At 39.9% G+C, this 17867-nt stretch carries 17 protein-coding genes and 1 pseudogene; 7 read left to right on the top strand and 11 right to left on the bottom strand.

Annotated elements, in window-relative coordinates; translation table 11 throughout:
* Positions 1-76: 76 nt before the first annotated feature.
* A complete protein-coding gene (gene msrA, locus I6L31_RS17035) occupies positions 77-616 on the bottom strand; it encodes a peptide-methionine (S)-S-oxide reductase MsrA (protein WP_003464967.1) in 540 nt (179 codons plus the stop codon).
* A gap of 1 nt (position 617) precedes the next feature.
* Positions 618-1061, bottom strand: a complete 444-nt coding sequence (gene msrB / locus I6L31_RS17030) for a peptide-methionine (R)-S-oxide reductase MsrB (RefSeq protein WP_003464965.1) — start codon at positions 1059-1061, stop codon at positions 618-620.
* 274 nt (positions 1062-1335) lie between these two features.
* On the opposite strand from msrB, the gene I6L31_RS17025 reads away from it, so the two are divergent.
* A protein-coding gene (locus I6L31_RS17025) for an IS4-like element ISAba1 family transposase (RefSeq protein ID WP_141738495.1) occupies positions 1336-2426 on the top strand; the annotation gives its coding sequence in 2 pieces (ribosomal slippage) (positions 1336-1876 and positions 1876-2426; 1092 coding nt in all).
* A gap of 344 nt (positions 2427-2770) precedes the next feature.
* Here the strand turns inward: I6L31_RS17025 and istB are convergent.
* Positions 2771-3529, bottom strand: coding sequence for an IS21-like element ISPst3 family helper ATPase IstB (gene istB / locus I6L31_RS17020; RefSeq protein WP_074964445.1), 759 nt, complete (start codon positions 3527-3529; stop codon positions 2771-2773).
* A 90-nt stretch (positions 3530-3619) separates the two neighbouring features.
* Here istB and I6L31_RS17015 point away from each other — a divergent pair.
* Positions 3620-4785, top strand: a pseudogene (locus I6L31_RS17015) (IS3-like element ISAba22 family transposase).
* A 78-nt stretch (positions 4786-4863) separates the two neighbouring features.
* Positions 4864-6216: a glutathione-disulfide reductase gene (gorA, locus tag I6L31_RS17010; RefSeq protein WP_002122354.1), complete on the top strand. Its 1353-nt coding sequence runs from the start codon at positions 4864-4866 to the stop codon at positions 6214-6216.
* A gap of 195 nt (positions 6217-6411) precedes the next feature.
* Here gorA and I6L31_RS17005 read toward each other — a convergent pair whose 3' ends face one another.
* The gene (locus tag I6L31_RS17005) at positions 6412-7344 is read right to left on the bottom strand and encodes an IS5-like element ISAba12 family transposase (protein ID WP_002114401.1); all 933 of its coding nucleotides are present in this window, start codon (positions 7342-7344) and stop codon (positions 6412-6414) included.
* A 325-nt stretch (positions 7345-7669) separates the two neighbouring features.
* Between I6L31_RS17005 and I6L31_RS17000 the strand changes: the two genes are divergently transcribed.
* Positions 7670-8728 carry a DNA cytosine methyltransferase gene (locus tag I6L31_RS17000; protein ID WP_005006014.1) on the top strand — a complete coding sequence of 353 codons (1059 nt, stop codon included), beginning with the start codon at positions 7670-7672 and terminating at the stop codon, positions 8726-8728.
* 65 nt (positions 8729-8793) lie between these two features.
* On the top strand, positions 8794-10119 hold the full coding sequence (locus I6L31_RS16995; protein ID WP_005006017.1) for a DNA cytosine methyltransferase: 1326 nt from the start codon (positions 8794-8796) through the stop codon (positions 10117-10119).
* Between the two features lie 368 nt (positions 10120-10487).
* Here the strand turns inward: I6L31_RS16995 and I6L31_RS16990 are convergent, their stop codons facing one another.
* The gene (locus I6L31_RS16990; protein ID WP_227553500.1) at positions 10488-11858 is read right to left on the bottom strand and encodes a hypothetical protein; all 1371 of its coding nucleotides are present in this window, start codon (positions 11856-11858) and stop codon (positions 10488-10490) included.
* A gap of 159 nt (positions 11859-12017) precedes the next feature.
* Here I6L31_RS16990 and umuD point away from each other — a divergent pair, with 159 nt between their 5' ends.
* Both umuD and I6L31_RS16980 read left to right on the top strand, forming a co-directional pair.
* Positions 12018-12578, top strand: coding sequence for a translesion error-prone DNA polymerase V autoproteolytic subunit (gene umuD, locus I6L31_RS16985; RefSeq protein WP_005006020.1), 561 nt, complete (start codon positions 12018-12020; stop codon positions 12576-12578).
* Positions 12575-13864 carry a Y-family DNA polymerase gene (locus I6L31_RS16980; protein ID WP_005006021.1) on the top strand — a complete coding sequence of 430 codons (1290 nt, stop codon included), beginning with the start codon at positions 12575-12577 and terminating at the stop codon, positions 13862-13864. Before umuD ends, I6L31_RS16980 begins: the two co-directional genes overlap by 4 nt.
* Positions 13865-14019: 155 nt before the next feature.
* On the opposite strand, the gene I6L31_RS16975 is transcribed toward I6L31_RS16980, so the two are convergent.
* The 6 genes from I6L31_RS16975 to I6L31_RS16950 all read right to left on the bottom strand — a co-directional run bounded on the left by I6L31_RS16975 (position 14020) and on the right by I6L31_RS16950 (position 17539).
* The gene (locus I6L31_RS16975) at positions 14020-14244 is read right to left on the bottom strand and encodes a hypothetical protein (RefSeq protein ID WP_228268769.1); all 225 of its coding nucleotides are present in this window, start codon (positions 14242-14244) and stop codon (positions 14020-14022) included.
* Between the two features lie 58 nt (positions 14245-14302).
* Entirely contained in the window at positions 14303-14764 is a 462-nt protein-coding gene (locus I6L31_RS16970) for a hypothetical protein (RefSeq protein WP_005006024.1), read from the bottom strand.
* Positions 14765-15024: 260 nt separating this feature from the next.
* The gene (locus I6L31_RS16965; RefSeq protein WP_005006026.1) at positions 15025-15258 is read right to left on the bottom strand and encodes a hypothetical protein; all 234 of its coding nucleotides are present in this window, start codon (positions 15256-15258) and stop codon (positions 15025-15027) included.
* A 331-nt stretch (positions 15259-15589) separates the two neighbouring features.
* Positions 15590-16015, bottom strand: coding sequence for a hypothetical protein (locus I6L31_RS16960; RefSeq protein ID WP_005006029.1), 426 nt, complete (start codon positions 16013-16015; stop codon positions 15590-15592).
* A 38-nt stretch (positions 16016-16053) separates the two neighbouring features.
* A complete protein-coding gene (locus I6L31_RS16955; RefSeq protein ID WP_005006030.1) occupies positions 16054-16209 on the bottom strand; it encodes a hypothetical protein in 156 nt (51 codons plus the stop codon).
* Positions 16210-16390: 181 nt separating this feature from the next.
* Positions 16391-17539 carry a hypothetical protein gene (locus I6L31_RS16950; RefSeq protein WP_005006031.1) on the bottom strand — a complete coding sequence of 383 codons (1149 nt, stop codon included), beginning with the start codon at positions 17537-17539 and terminating at the stop codon, positions 16391-16393.
* Positions 17540-17867: the final 328 nt, after the last annotated feature.

Raw genomic sequence — 17867 nt, 5'->3', positions numbered from 1 at the left:
TCGATGACCGCGTCGCTGAACGACGCGGTCACGAAGATTGCGGACCGGACCGGCGCAGTGGCAACGGCAGTGAAGCCTATTCCGCCGCGGTCCCGGCCGCTGGCTGTACGTCGTCAACCTTTTGGCGCTTCGGAAGCACCCAGCCGGGACGGACGAAGTGGCAGGTGTAGCCGCCCGGGCGCTTCTCCAGATAATCCTGGTGATCGGGCTCGGCCTCCCAGAACTCGCCGACCGGCTGGACCTCGGTCACCACTTTGCCATCCCACAGCCCCGAGGCATCCACATCGGCGATCGTATCCTCGGCGACGCGCTTCTGCTCCTCGTCGACATAATAGATGCCCGACCGGTAGGAGAGCCCACGATCATTGCCCTGGCGGTTCAGCGTCGTCGGATCGTGGATCTGGAAGAAGAATTCCAGGATGTTCCGGTAGCTCGTCACTGTCGGGTCGAAGACAATCTCGATCCCCTCGGCATGCGTGCCGTGATTACGATACGTGGCGTTCGGAATATCGCCGCCCGTGTAACCCACACGGGTCGAGATGATGCCGGGCCGCTTGCGGATCAGATCCTGCATGCCCCAGAAACATCCTCCTGCGAGAACAGCGCGCTGATGCATGTTAAGCCTCCTCTACTTGATCGAGATATTCACCGTATCCCTCGGACTCCATCTCGTCGCGCGGGATGAAGCGAAGGGACGCTGAGTTGATGCAGTACCGCAGACCGCCGCGGTCGGAAGGACCATCGGGGAACACATGGCCGAGATGACTGTCTGCGTGTACTGACCTGACCTCCGTCCGGACCATGCCGTGTGCGCTGTCCCGCACCTCGTTCACGTTTGCCGAAACGATCGGCTTGGTGAAGCTGGGCCAGCCAGTACCCGAATCGAACTTGTCCGTCGAAGCGAACAGTGGCTCTCCCGACACTATGTCGACGTAGATGCCAGGCTCCTTGTTGTCGTTGTACTCGCCCGTGAAGGGCCTTTCGGTGCCCGCCTCCTGGGTAATTCGGTGTTGCTCGGGAGTCAGGTGGTCGATTGCTGTCTGTGACTTTTCAAACTTCATTACAGTCTCCAATACTTATCTAGAGGGCCAGGCACGCTACCGCTAATTTTTTATGTCTCCTGATTTGCTCCTACAATGGTAGTGGGATGGCAAACGAGGTTTTACTAAGTGTTGGAAAATTAGAGATTTAAATTTCGCGTCTATTAATTCTAGCGCAACTGAGTGGTTAAGCAAGTACGTAATCAGTAAATATTAAAAAAATACTCTGTACACGACAAAAATAGATAACTCATTGAAATAATGTCATAATAATTGTTTTCTAACGACGAATACTATGACACATCTCAATGAGTTATATCTTATCTTAAACAAATATCTAAAATGGAACAAGTCACATTTAAAGTGCTTTGCGCTCATCATGCTTGTGATTATTTTAAAGCAAACATGTAATCTTTCTTCTGCATCTAAAGCCTTGCCCATCAAGTGCTTACCACAATCATTTTATCGACGTATGCAGCGCTTCTTTGCAGGTCAGTATTTTGATTATCGTCAAATTTCTCAGTTGATTTTCAATATGTTTTCATTCGACCAAGTGCAACTGACTTTAGATAGAACCAATTGGAAATGGGGAAAACGAAATATTAATATCCTGATGCTCGCAATCGTTTATCGTGGAATAGCGATACCTATCCTTTGGACATTGCTTAATAAACGTGGAAATTCAGATACGAAAGAGCGCATTGCTTTGATTCAACGCTTTATAGCCATTTTTGGTAAAGACCGTATTGTGAATGTGTTCGCAGACAGAGAGTTTATCGGTGAGCAGTGGTTTACATGGTTAATTGAACAAGACATCAACTTCTGCATTCGTGTTAAAAAAACTTCATTGTCACCAATCATTTAGGAAAGAATCATAAAATTAGTGATTTATTTCGCCATCTTAAAGTTGGTCAAATTGAATGTCGTAAACGACGGATTTTGGTTGGTCGGGTGAAACTATATATAAGTGCACTACAGTTAGAAAATGGAGAGCTTTTACTCGTCGTTTCTCCTCAGTTTAATGCCAATGCTATTCAGGATTATGCATTACGCTGGGAAATTGAAACCTTATTCAGTTGTCTCAAAGGACGCGGGTTTAATCTTGAAAATACGCGCTTGACAGACGCTAGACGAGTGAAAAAATTGATTGCGGTGTTAGCTATAAGCTTCTGTTGGTGTTACTTAACGGGTGAATGGCAACATGATCAAAAAAAAGTGATAAAAATAAAGAAGCATGGACGACTCTCAATGAGTTTATTTCGCTATGGTTTAGACTATGTTCAAATGGCGATTCAGCGTTTAATTGGTTTTGGGAAAAAAGAAGAGTTTAAGGAAATTTTGGCAATTTTAAGAAGGCAGAACCCTGATAGGATAAGGGTTCTGTGAAATTTGTCGTGTACAGAGAAAAAAATAACACAAAAGCACGATTATATAATACAGTGTCAGTGTTTTATGATAATCAACAACGCCTGTTTAGATGCTGGTAGATGCGAATTTTTTGGCGTACAGTCAAAATTTTCTGATGGTTGCTTAGTGTGTTGGCGCTGATGGAAAATTGACCCACCCTGCCGATTGAAATTTGACCCAGGGCGGATTGCTGATTTTGTTACCAGCAACTGTGGATAAGTCTACCAGCGCAGCTGCTGTTGCCCCCACTCCTTCGCTAGCCCAGTTCAGTTGTTTAAGACCTGCCACACGCAGCCATGTAGCAGGCCGTCGTCGCCATGAAATCAGAACGGCTCATCGTCCTCCGGTTCCTGGCCGCCCTTACGCTTTCGCTCCCGTGATTTGATCTTGGCCTGGGCCGCCAAGCTACTGTGTTGCAGGCGATAGGACTCGTTACCGGTTTCGACGATGTGGCAGTGGTGGGTCAGCCGATCCAGCAGGGCGGTGGTCATCTTGGCGTCGCCGAACACGCTCGACCATTCGGCGAAGCTCAGGTTGGTGGTGATCACCACGCTGGTGTGTTCGTACAGCTTGGATAGCAGGTGAAACAGCAACGCACCGCCGGCCTGGCTGAAGGGCAGATAACCCAGTTCGTCGAGGATGACCAGATCCATGCGCAGCAGAGCTTGGGCGATCCGCCCGGCTTTGCCGTCGTGCTTTTCGCGCTCCAGCAGATTGACCAGATCGACCGTGGAGTAGAAGCGCACGCGCTTGCCGTGCCGGGTGATGCCGGACACGGCCAGCGCAGTGGCCAGGTGGGTTTTACCGGTGCCAGGCCCACCGATCAGCACCACGTTCTGCGCGGTGTCGGTAAAGGCCAGACTGGCCAGTTCGCTGATCAAACGAGCGTCTGCGCTGGAGGCGCTGAAGTCGAAGCCGGCCAGGTCGCGGTGCATCGGCAGCTTGGCCATGTTCATCTGGTGGCTCACCGAGCGCATGGCGCGATCTGTGTGCTCTTGTTCCAGCAGGTGTTCGAGCAGCCACTTGGACGAGGCTGTGTTCGACTCACCCTGCGCAGTCAACTCCGCCCAGGCCGTGGCCATGCCGTGCAGGCGCAGCTCCTTGAGTGATGTGTGCTGAAAAAACAGGAGGTTTTAACTTGGTAAACTAAACACACTCATCAGGAGTTTACCATGAGCAAGAAACACAAGACTTACACCACAGAATTTAAAGCTGAAGCCATCAAATTAATTGAAGCCAATCAAGGCAATGTCTCGGAAACAGCTAGACAACTTAGCATTTCAATGCAAACTCTTTCAAATTGGAATACCAAAGCAAAGGCTGGAACTTTAGCAGGTACAAAACAGTATTCACCTGATCTAAACGCTCTACTCGAAGAAAATAAAAAACTCAAACAACAGCTCAAAATAGCTGAAATGGAACGTGAATTTTTAAAAAAGGCAGCAGCGTACTTTGCCAAAGAAAGTCAGTAAGGTACGCCTATATGAAACAAAAAAGATATTCTTTTCCAATTACCTTAATGGCTCGATTACTTCATGTTTCAGTTTCATGTTTTTATGATTGGCTCAAGAGAGGCGTGAGCAAAAGAACGATTCAACGAAATCAACAGACGATATTGGTGAAAATAGCCCATGAGGAGACAAGGCAGAGCTATGGTTATATTCGATTAACCAAATACTTACAAGCTCAGGGCATAAAAATGAGTATGTAGGCTGTACGTCAGATAAAAGCGCTGAACCACCTGTATTGTAAGCGACACAAGCGTTTTAAAAGGACTACGAATAGTGACCATAATCGAGCGATCTATGAAAACCTGCTGGAGCAACAATTCTCAATGACTAGACCAAATCAAGCATGGTCAAGTGATATTACGTACATATGGACTGTTGAAGGATGGCTGTACTTAGCAGCGGTAAAAGACCTTTACACGAAACAAGTGGTTGGCTATAGCTTAAATGAGCGCATGACAGCACAGCTTGTTTGTAATGCGCTAAATATGGCTATTCACAATCAAAAACCAACCAAAGAACTGATTGTGCATTCAGACAGAGGAAGTCAATATTGCAGCCATGAATATCGAAATATACTTGAGCAATATGGTTTTCAAGGTTCAATGAGCAAGCGCGGAGACTGTTACGATAATGCACCGATTGAAAGCTTTTGGGGAATACTGAAAAATGAGTTAGTGCATCATTACAACTATCAAACCAGAGAAGAAGCCAAAGCAGATATTATAAAATACATTGAATTATTTTATAATCATCGAAGAATTCAAAAGGGTTTGGGTTTTAAGACACCAAATCAAATGGCCGAAGACTTTTATAAGTTGGCTGCCTAGAATCTCCCAAGGGAAAGTCTCCTGATAATTCAGCGTATATCATTAACTTTTTAAATCTAAAAAACAGGAATTTCATTTATGTCTAAACACTATGATTATATTGCGATTGGCGGAGGCAGTGGCGGTATTGCATCAGTCAATCGTGCTGCCATGTATGGTAAGAAATGTGCACTGATAGAAATGGGTGATATTGGTGGAACCTGTGTCAACGTAGGATGTGTTCCTAAAAAAGTGATGTGGTATTCAGCTCAAATTGCCGATGCGATTCATAAATATGGTCCTGACTATGGCTTTAATACAGAATTGAAATCCTTTAACTGGAAGAAATTAGTTGAAAACAGACAAGCCTATATCAGCCGAATACATACATCGTATGACACAGGACTAGCTAAAAATAATGTTGATGTCATTCGAGGTTTTGCAAAATTTTTAGATGCTCAAACAATTGAAGTAAATGGTGAAACGTACACAGCTGACCATATTTTAATTGCTACGGGGACTCAAGCATTCAAACCTGAAATTGAAGGTGCTGAATATGGTATTGATTCCAATGGTTTCTTCGGATTAGAACACTTACCGAAGCGGACTGCTATTGTTGGTTCTGGCTATATTGCTGTGGAATTGGCAGGTGTTCTTAATGCATTGGGTTCGAATGTACAATTATTTATTCGTAAACATCAGCCTTTGCGTGGATTAGATCATTTCCTTGGTAAAACACTATTAGAGAATATGCGCAGTGAAAATATTAACGTGCATACTCATAGTCAGATTAACAAAGTGACTAAAGTTCAAGATAACTCACTTGTATTACACCTAGAAGATGGTACAGAACATAGTGTAGATTGCTTGATTTGGGCAATTGGTAGAAAACCTGCAACTGAAGCGATCAATCTTAATAAGACTCAAGTTCAATTGAACGAGAATCGCTTTATTCATGTTGATGCATATCAAAATACAACACAGTCTGGCATTTATGCAGTGGGTGATATTACAGGTAAAGTCGAGTTAACACCTGTTGCTGTGGCAGCGGGTCGAAGACTGTCTGAACGTTTATTTAACAATAAGCCAAATGAACATTTAGATTATGAAAATATTCCGACTGTGGTGTTTAGTCACCCACCTATTGGAACAGTTGGATTAACCGAAGATCAAGCCATAGAAAAATTTGGTAAAGATGCCATCAAAATTTATAGTTCTTCCTTTACATCCATGTATACAGCGATAACAGAACATCGACAACTCACAAAAATGAAATTAATTTGTGTAGGAACTGATGAGAAAGTGGTCGGAATTCATGGTATTGGATACGGTATGGATGAAATTCTGCAAGGCTTTGCTGTTGCTTTAAAAATGGGAGCAACTAAAAAAGACTTCGATAACACTTTAGCAATTCATCCGACTTCTGCTGAAGAATTCGTCACAATGCGTTAATCATTGATCATCTAAAAGAGCATTTATTTATATATTTGCTCTTATTTTTATATTCTATATCCAAATTATGAACTTTCAACAACTTAGAATTATTAGAGAACTCACTCAACATAATCTCAATTTATCACAAACAGCACATGCTCGGCTTTGTTGCACAAAGATTTGAAATGCAAAGCGCCCCTAATTGAGCCAAATTTAAGGCGTAACTTGGGTAAGTGGTCGACCTAATTCCGTAAATCTGTTAAGGACTGCTACACGTGCATGGATCTCATTCACTTGGCTATCAAAACTCCTTGCACTGAGTTTATCTCCTAATAATTTGATGCAATGCATCTTAGTTTCAACCAAACTTCGCCGATGATAGCCTGACCATTTTTTCCATAGTGTCCTGCCTAAACGTTTAATTGTTCGAAGTAATTCATTTCGCTCTAGCGAGCTACTCTTTGTATCTTTCCATGGTTTCGCATTTTTTCTAGGTGGAATCACCGCATGCGCTTGCCGATCTGCAATGACCTGACGGCATTGCTTGGTGTCATAAGCTCCATCGGTATAAACAGAGTTAATCCGCTCATCTTGTGGAATCTGATTAAGTAAATCACCAAGCACCTGTGAATCACTGACATTATTGGTTGTAAGCTGAACTGCTCGTATTTGCAGGGTTTTAGCATCTATACCAATATGAAGTTTACGCCATTGGCGACGATATTCAGGTCCATGTTTCTTGCGTTTCCATTCGCCCTCACCTAGAAACTTCATGCCTGTAGAGTCCATGAGTAGATGCAGCCCATCGCTACTTTTTTGGTAGCTGATTACAATATCAATATGCTTTTGTCTTCTACAAAGCGTGGTGTAATCTGGAGCTATCCAATTTAATCCGCAAAGTTTAATCAGACTTTGCACAAAGCCAGTGACCATACGTAAAGACAGACGGAATAAGGATTTAATCATTAAGCAGCATTGGATGGCTGCGTCGGAGTAGGTTTGATTTCGCCCTTGTTTGCCTTTTGATGGCGCATACCATTGCGTAGCAGGATCAAACCAAATGGCAATATTTCCGCGACTCATGAGTGCTCGGTTATATGCGGGCCAATTGGTTGTGCGGTAGATTTTGTGTGTAGGCTTCTTCATTTGAAAATTATATCGCTGAAAAACCCTTTACAGATAGGTTTGTGCAACAAAGCCTCAGGCTATCCAGGAGTTAACTAAAGATCTAAATATTAGTAAAGGTGCTTACATCCAGATTAATGAGCATCTTGAAGTTAAATTGGCAAAGACATCCAGCACAATTTACGTCAAATTTAGTGATTTAGCATCCGAAAAGCTCAATAAGCTTTATGGTAGATAATCGTCTTCAACTGAATAGACATATAACTATTTTTAAAAAAAATTATATTCATACAAATTACTCTAAAATTAGGTAATCAAGCTCATTGCTTAAAACTTGGAGTCGGTCGTGGATTTAGTAAAAACGCAAAACAATAATGAACAATTGCAACTTTTCAATAAGCTTTTATTGGATGCAAGAAGTAGTTTTATTGATGCTGAGTTTAAGATTTCAAATATCTTTGATGCACCGCATAAGAATGAAGTTGTTCGCTTAAATAAGAAATCACAAGCATATGTTGAAGCTAATGGCTGGATGTCCAGATCTTCCGCATTAGAGCGTTTAGAACAATGGAAAAACGTTGCGTTTAACCAATATCTAGATCCAACGATCCGCAACCAAAACAACCAAAAAATTGTCATTTCTCTTTTTGATTTGTCTGGCACATGGTCACAACCATGGGTTGATGCTGGCTATCAAGTATTTCGCTTTGATATACAGGCAGATCCTTATTTTGGCGATATTAATAACTTCAGCGTGGAATTCTTTAACGAGCTTTTTGCATGCTTTGATGGTTTGGACGTTCATGCGATTTTAGCTGCATGCCCATGTACTGACTTTGCTGTTTCTGGTGCAAGACATTTTACCGCCAAAGATGCTGATGGTCGCACGTTAAGCAGTATTGAGCTGGTGTACCAAACTTTAAGAACAATTGAATTTTTTAAACCGAATATTTGGGCAATTGAGAATCCAGTAGGGCGTATTGCGAGCTTAACCGGGTTGTCGCCGTGGCGTCTGTCGTTTGATCCGTTTCATTTTGGGGATACTTACACTAAGAAAACCTTATTATGGGGTAGATTTAATGCTGACCTACCTATTGCACCAGTAGAGCCTATAGAGGGATCTAAAATGCACAAGTTATATGGTGGGAAAAGCTTGGCCACTAAAAATGCTCGAAGTGTAACGCCTGTTGGTTTTGCATATTCATTCTTTATGGCCAATAACGCGCATGACCATAAACTGATGGCATTTTCAAACAAATATGACCGATTAGACCGGAATCTTTTAAAACTCGCTCTGAATTCAGGAGTTTCTGAATATGAAATTTCGTCTGCCATCGATGATGCTTACTATGATTATGATGATTTGGCAGCCATTGATTCTATAAATGAACTAATGCTTGCCTAAGTATTCATACAGTATTCGCGTACACGAATTTAGTGGCAAAAAGCCAAAAACTTGGAGTTTATATTATGTTTAATTTATTACCACACGAACTTATTGTTGATAATTTTGCCGGGGGTGGTGGAACATCAACCGGTTTAGAACGTGCATTTGGGAGACCGATTGATATTGCTATTAATCATGATCCTAAAGCTTTGGCGATGCACCGGGTAAATCATCCTCTTACAAAACATTATTGTGAAAGTGTTTGGGATGTAGATCCAGTTGAAATCACTGGTAATCAACCCGTTGGATTAGTCTGGTTGAGCCCAGACTGTAAACACCATTCCAAAGCTAAGGGAGGTAAACCTCTCAATAAAAACATTAGGGGATTGGCCTGGATTGCATTGCGCTGGGCAGCAAAGGTTCGACCTCGTGTAATAATGCTTGAAAATGTAACGGAGTTTGCAGAATGGGGTGACCTTGATAAAGATGGACGTCCATGCCCAAAGCGTAAGGGACGAACGTTTAATTGCTTTGTAAATGCATTGAAATATCAAGGATACTCAGTTGAATACAAAGAATTAAAAGCATGTGACTTCGGTTCACCAACTATACGAAATCGATTTTTCTTAATAGCTCGCCGTGATGGATTGCCAATCGTATGGCCAAAGGAAACCCATGGTAATCCTAATACCAGTCTTGTAAAAAAGGGACGTTTATTGCCATGGCGTACAGCTGCTGAATGCGTAGATCTAAGTTTTGATTGCCCTAGTATATTTAAAAGAAAAAAAGCACTGGCACCAGCTACGTTAGAGCGTATTGTTCGCGGTATTTTGAAATATATCGTTCATAATCCAGAGCCATATATCGTTGATGCAGCTGCTCCAATTCTTACAGAATGTGCAAATGGATCAAGTCGGAGATCAATGCCGATCGATGAGCCTTTGAGGACAATTACAGCTGAAACTAAAGGCGGTACCCACTCACTATATGTTTGTCACCTTTCAAAAATGAAAAATGGATGTACTGGCCAAGAGTTAAATGAACCTATGCATACACTCACAACAGTAAATCAATTTGCAGAGGTACGAGCTTTATTAACGAGATTTACTGAAGGGTTAAATTTCAAAAATGAACTTTTTGAAAAATTTGGAATCATTGAAATCAATGGTGAACGCTATTGTATTGAAGATATTGGCTTTAGAATGCTTCAACCATTTGAACTTTATAAGGCTCAAGGCTTTCCGCATGATTATATTTTCAGTTATGGACATGATGAAAATAACCAACAATTGAAGTTAACTAAACAAGACCAATATCGTATGGTCGGTAACTCAGTACCACCTGATTTATCTTATGCACTGGTTCTGGCCAACTTTACTCATGAACAGGAATATAGTCTGGCCTCATAAGGCTATTTGCATTCTATAAATTATGAGTTAAAAAAAGAGGTCCCTAATGACCTCTTTTTAAGCTAGATAATAAAATTAATAATTACACTTAAACCAATTTGCTTTACTGTCCCAAACCGTTCTACCAGCTTCAAGTGGGATCTGGTTGTACAACACATCACTTCCAGCTGAGATTCCATTTTGGGTATTTAAAAAGCCTTTGATATGGAACAGAGCCATTAATTATAAAGCAGGGGAATAAGTTTATCCTTGTCTGTGATCGTGGATTCCCATCGGATATTGAAGATCCGAGTATTTATAATTACTTGTCCAATTATATCCAATAGAAATCATTTTCTATAAAACAGAGTGTGTTTCCACACTCTGTTTTATACGGTATTTAGGTCCTTTAAAAGTTCAAAAGCATCCATTTCTTTAACGATGTTCAATAAATATTGCCTGTTGTTTAATAGCAATTCATCAAAGTGACGTATATCAACGATATTACTTAAATTATGTATTTTGAATTGATTTTTTGACATGTAATTAATGCATTCATCTTGATCAAAACATTTTGTTGCTGGAGATCCTGATTCACTTATGAAAATAATGCTGCTGTTCCACATAGATAAATAAAAATATCTGTAAATTTTATCATTTCGCGAAGAGTACCAGTCAGGAAGCATAATTTCACAAGAGTACTTAACATCACCTCCATGAGAATATTGATCCCAAAGTTCAATCATTTCAGAACGTTTTAATTTAGATGTCTCCAGTGCTAAAACTGTGTATTGAGAATCCCTACTTAACCCTAATTTAAAACACATATCTGCGTAATTAATCTGATCGATATCAATTGTGTCTTTGTATCGTTGTTTTTTTAATTGATTCAATAATTCAATCTGATTGCTTGTAAAAATATCCATCCATTGAGTAACTGGCAATGATTTTATTAGGGCCAAAAAAGCTTTTTTATCTTCTCTGGTGCAATCTATGTCTTCTTTCACTTGTCTATTCCGCAAGTATCCATAATTGCCATTTTCTAAATCGGAGCTAACCCAATATGCATCCTGTAAAGTTCTATCGGCTTTACTTTCTAAAGGTGTAATGTCAAATAGTCGGAGATCGTTAGGACAGCACTCTGTAAATGTTGGATGCTTAATAGGTCTGCTGGTATACGCTATTAAAGTTTTACGATGCTTTGATAAGAGAAAAACACTATCTAAATAGTTAGTCATCGTGTTTAGAACGGATAAAGGTAAGGCATATTCTTCATTTTTAGTTTTATATGTATCTAGGACGTCTATCTCAGAGTAACATTCAATATAAGGATAGTGTTGATGCTGACGAAAATTAGCAATAGCTTTTTTATTCTTACTATCAGAAAACTCATATTGAATATTATTCGAGTCTAACCAACTATAAAATGATTGATTAATAATATCCTTCACACGATGATCGATAACCAGGATATCTGGTATTCCAAAAACTAATGGAATATTTGGGCCATTAGTCTTGTAGTAACGGCTCCAAAAAGTCTTCAGGAATTTTGACAGGGAACAACTACTGTCATTTTTTTCATAATATTCCGTGTAATTTAATGGAAAATCATTGACGGAGATGCCAAGTAAACATAATGGCTGCATTGATAGATCAGGATCTATAACTAATGGATCATTAGAACGCATTACGCCGTAGTTAGGCTCTATGAATACCCGTTTGCAAACCTGTACTGTTAAGTAATGAATAATTGGCATCATCTCTGACATATTACGTGTAAATTTTATTATTCATAAGATAGACGATCTTTATTCTAACTCCAAGGATAACCCATTGTGTATTGGTAACTTTTAAGAAATATTTGAACAAACATACAGCTCTCAATACAATGGGTCTCAAATCATAGTAAGGTTTTTTTCATGTCTACTTGCAGTTCAACGTCAGGAAAACCTGAAACGAAAGTTATCGCATTTAGCGGTGCAAATAAAAAGATAAGCGATATTCTTGACCTCGAGCACGTCAGATCTAACTCGCTTTTACAAATTCCTATTGCAGCTGAATTATTATCAGCTGGATTTCCTTCACCAGCACAAGATTTTATTGAAAAGTCGGTCGATCTCAACGAAATGCTGATCACCAATGAGTACTCTACGTTTATTGGTAAAGTAGGCTCTCGTTCCATGCTAAATGCTGGTATAGATATTAACGATAAGCTCATAATCGATAGAAGCTTCAATGCCAAGCATCTAGATATTATTGTTGCTCAGCTAGAAACAGACTTTACCGTTAAGCGGTTGATGATCACCAAGCAAATGTCAGCTGGTGAAATTAATGAAATTTTTGGTCCAGATGCAAAATCTATCCCTCCAGTTTGGCTTAAAGCAGAAAACCAAGAGCACTCACATATTTTTCTAAAACCTGAACAGGAATTGATTGTGTGGGGCGTAGTGACTTACATCATTAAAGACGCACGAAAATGACAAACCGGGTATTTATTCATGTTGATATAAATTCGGCATATTGTTCGATGGAAGCATTTTGGAACCCTAAGTTAAAGGGTAAACCATGCGTTGTCTTAAGCTCTAATGACGGAACAATCATCGCGAGAAGCGCTGAAGCTAAACTCTTAAAAATCCCGATGGGTGCGCCACTCTTTAAGGTCCAAGACATCATCAATAAACATAACGTTCATGTGCTATCGAGCAATTTTGCGCTGTATGGCGAAATGTCACGCCGTTTTCATGGAATATTATCTGGTTTTGTAGATCCAAGCTGTTACAGCATTTACAGCATTGATGAAGGCTTTATAGAATTTACTCAATTTACTAAAAACTTTGATGCTACTGAAATGGCACGGGAGATTCGGCATCAAGTATATAAGCTTATTGGCTTAACAACGTGCGTGGGTGTTGGTAGAACACTGACTGAAAGTAAAATGGCCAACAACCTTGCCAAAAAGAATCCAGAATTAAATGGAATCTGTAATTTAGTGACAATGAGCCTGGTAGATGTCGAAAGCTACTATCAAAGCATGCCAGTTGATGAAATATGGGGTGTAGGGCGAAAGTACGCTAAAAAGCTTAATGACATGGGGATTTTAACTGTGCTGGATCTTGCAACATCCAACCCGAATCGAATGCGTGAACTCTTCAATGTGAATATGCAAAGTACGATTTTAGAATTGCTTGGCCAGTCATGCTTTGAATTTGAAAGTTCACCTAAGGCGAAACAACAGATTGTCTCGAGCAAATCTTTCGGCCAGAAAATTACTGAGCTCTCAATTCTTCAAGAAGCCGTCAGCAAATATACCCATAATGCATTCAATCGGCTTGTTGATGAACACCAGCTTTGCGGATCTCTGATTGTTTTCTTGCAATCCAACCCATTTGACCAGTCAAAACCGTATTACAGCAAGTCGTTAACATACACGTTTACCCAACCTACAAACAATTTGATGCAACTTGTTAAAGCTGCCACATCACTGATTGATAAATTGTACAAAGAGGGGATAGAGTTTAAGAAATGTGGCGTGATGTTGTGTGAATTGATAAAAGAAGAACATCGCACGATCGGCCTACTAACTGACGTAGAGCAGCTTGAAAAAGAGCAAGCGTTAATGACGGCGTTTCAAAGCATTCAAAGTAAGTTTGGCAAGGCTAAAATTGCTGCTGGATCATGTAATCTGAAAAATAGAGATTGGGAACCTAAGTCAGAACGTCAAAGCCGTAACTATTTTAGTGAGGCTGGTATGATTGTCTTCAATTGATTCATTTGAGGGAATTTGTTGGCAATGACGGGGATGGTCAGACTCGAACTGACATTCAAGGAATTAAACCTTTGCTTTAATGAGATTGATCAGATCTCAAAACCAATTGGCTACACCCTCGGAAATATAAGTACTTTTACCTCCAAAATAAGAAATTAAGATTGCTGATAGCTTCTTGGTGATTCAGCTGGTGTACCATCATCATATCGCCAAAATAAGAAGCTTCCACTCCATTCGACATCACCTGAAGCATAGTCACGGATCTTATCGCTCCAGCGGATAGGTTTAATTTCATGGTCTAAGAATTCATCCCACACAATAAACGCCGTGCCATCTTTGTTTGGGATTTGGTCCTCGATGAAGAACCAGGGTGACTTCACATCACCAGAACAGCGTTTTGTCATTTTGTCTCTCTCACACTTTTGAGTAAGCCTCAAATTAATTGAAAAGATCATGAAAACTGTTTTGAACGTCAGACCGTGCGATCGGCGCTGTTTCTTGCTGCACAACTTCATCAATCAAATAAGCAACAGGACTTACAGATTGGCTTTTTGTGAAAGTCGGTGCACCAACTTCAGCGATAAACTTCTCGCTAATCGGTTTTTTTATTTCTAAGCGATACACACGGCGCAGCTTGTTTAAGCAATCAGACATCGATCCATCGCCAATACCGTGACGGGTTTTCTTGTTATCACGAGTCTTAAACGTGAAGTATGGAAAATGTTTGGCCATGACTGCAGTAATGTCTTTACCAACCAGGTAAATGTGGCTGTGTGTTTCGTAGAAGTGGGTAAATGACGCCTCTACGTGATAAGCAGCCAACAAGCTTTTTGCTTGTGGGTCAGTGATAACCGATTTAACTTGGTTAATCATTTTTTTGGCAATTGTTTTGTTATTCATGATGAACACCTTATAAATTTGATTAATTAGATTGAGTTAATGCTAGTTGCGTAAAAATACGTGATAGGCACACTTTACATGTAACAAGGTGCGGTACCGTGTCCACGGTAACATCACCTACTTTCATTTTGAATTCTTTCTTTGCTTCATCTGCAGGGAATAAGCCTCCAGCTGAGCACAAGTACTGGTTTTTCTCACGAACCAATTTAGATCCTGAGTAGTCTTCAGCAAAAACCAAGTGAGTCACTGTATTTGATTTCTCACCATCGCGTTGCTAAAACCTTGGTGGACCATTCCTCCCACAAATTGAACTTTTTAGCTTGTTCAACCATATGGTGCAGATCTGCAGTAGAAATTCTAACTGATGGCATTGAAGGGTTATTTACTGATTCTGGCGCACGAGTTACACGAACAAGTTCTATAACTTCATGAGCTTCAATTGGACCATATTTGCGATCAAGGTTTTTGCTCAATAATTCATTAATAGTAGCCATTTCAACTCCAAGTTTTAAGCGTTGTGCTTTTAATTGTTAATTTTAAGATAGAACCTAAACCAAAAAACTTTTTTGAAATTATTTATTATTGTTTTACTGATCCTTGCTGCGACTTTTAACAGATAGCAGCTAAAAATGGTAATGAGGATGCTATTAAAATGATGGAAGCAATTAAGGAACCATAAAAATAAGCATTGATCCTGGTGCGCCAGATCTAGCGCTGGCCACAACCAAATTTCTAAACCTTTTTTTAATCAACTAAAAAAACATCGAATGCGGTTTTCAACTGCCAAAAAGTGAAGCAATAGACATGCTTCACTAATTGTTGTTATTAAACTTCAGTCAATTCATTAATATCTAGGATATGAACGCCGTTTGATGTCAGTAGCCAACATGGGAGGGTATGTGCTTCAGTGACTTGAAGTATGAGGCTGTTAAGAGTGTCACTAGATTTTTTGCAGTAAAGGCAATCAGGCTCAGGATTGCTACCATCATCATCAATCAATGGCGTGTCAGCAATTAAGCGGTATGAAGCATACTTAATGATGTCAATATCATCGGCATTGATTGGCTCTTTTGAGCTTAGGAGTACTTGCTCTAAGCTGAATGCTTCAGGTTCAATCCATTTAACCTTGCTGGTGTTTTCAATCTGGTAACTTAACTGAGTGCCATCAGCAAAAAACACGACAAATTGACCATCTTCAATGTGCTGTACTTTAAAATTGCATGGAATGGTGAATGTGTTGTAGTAATTCATGGGGTTTCTCCAAGTTGTAGGCGTTGAGCCTAAGTTGATTAATCGTTTAAAACAGATTCGATAAAAGAGAGTATTTCAGCTTTAAGAGATGCTGAAATGGTTGCAGTATTTAACTGGCTTAAATACATATCAGCTTTGTCTTTTATTTCTTTTGACGTTGCGGTTTTACGAATTAAAACTAATGTATTCCACATATTAAAACCTTTAAGGATAGTGATTAAATCTATATTCATTATACAAAGCGCAATAGCTGTTTAATTTTTCTTAAAATTTAAAAATTCAAAACCTTTTTAATCAATTAAAAAACATCGAATGCGCTTTAAAAAATGCCCAAAAGAAAAGGGATAAGGTTTTACGCTTATCCCTGTTTGGGTTTTAGATATGGCAATCAACAATCGTGATTATATAGTCGCTTGGAAAGCTCTTGAGCAAGGCTTGGTTTTTGTTTTCCCAATCTTCTTCCTTGCGAATATCCTGTCCAAACATGCCACACTCTGAACCTGTCCAGTCGCCTATTTCATCACCACTGGTCGCATCTAAGAAACAGTATGTACCGAATGGGTTTGCTGATTTTTTAGCTACGAATTCTTCACGGCTCACCAAAAATTCATCAAAATCATAGCCACTCAAGCCATAAAACTTATCAGTGTCATTGGCTCTAATTGTTTTGATTGAATCTTGGTTATGATAAATGTCACGCTTTTCATTGACTGTTTCGATTGATTCATCAGCCCACAATTCACTTAATGGACGCCAAGTACGTGAAGCATCACCGATACATTTTTCAAAGTAGTCATAAACACGGTTGGCTTCGGTTTTTAAACGGTTGATTTCGGATTCAAAATCAAGCTCACCAATCGGGCAACTATTCACATTACGTCCATCAAGACGCAACAGCATGTTTTTCCAACGTCCTCCGATTTCATACCAATCGTATTTCGGATTCGGGTTGGTGGTGGTGAAGTAATCGACCACTTTGCCATCAGCATCAAGCTCTATCCATTCTGTCCAACTTTCATCAGGTTTTTCACCTGTCAAAACAGTTGGCGTAACTTCTTCGTTATACCAATTAATGAACTGTTGAAGCTCAAACACTTCAGTACATGGCACATCTTTTTGATGCCATTGAATGAACATGCCTAAATCACGAATGCGACTTGAGTACGTACCATCATCGTTTTTGACCTGTACCACTGATAAATGCTCACCGCCGTTCGGGAAGTCAGCAAAAATATCACCTTTGTTGTTTTTGATGGCATCAAGCTCTAAGTCTGTTGCATCACGCACGAAACGAGGGTCGTCAAGAAACGCATAGCGTTCTTCACCATCATCTAAGATAGGCTTTGAGTTTTTCATCAAAGTGATTTCTGTCGATTCGTATTGGTCTTTAATTTCGTCCAATGATGATTCTGAAATGCAATATTTGTTTTTAATGCCTGAGCATTCAAATTCGTAAAATGGTTCTAGGGCATCTACAACATCACCATCAGGGGTGGTAACTACTGCAACTGTGAAATGTGACATTTTAAAATCTCCAAGTTTTGAGCCGTGTGCTCTACATCTGAGATTCCATAATAGCTATTAAGTGGCGTTTATAACTTTTTCTTAAAATATAAATGAAGCTGAATATAACAACGGTAGTGATTCAGCAATGAAAATATTTTAATCAATTAAAATCACCGTATACGTTGAATAAAAGTAATATCAATTATTTCTATTTAATGAAATAAAATAAGGCTCACATATTAAAATAACCTGATTACATAGATCTATATCAAAAAAAGCAATTTAGTTCATTAAGCTGATAACTTAAAGTCATAAGGAATCCTATATTTAGGGTTTATAATTTATA

Source organism: Acinetobacter septicus (genome assembly GCF_019355975.1).
Taxonomy (GTDB): domain Bacteria; phylum Pseudomonadota; class Gammaproteobacteria; order Pseudomonadales; family Moraxellaceae; genus Acinetobacter; species Acinetobacter ursingii.
Note: the sequence above shows the minus strand (reverse complement) of the source record. Positions and strands in the feature narration are given on the sequence as shown.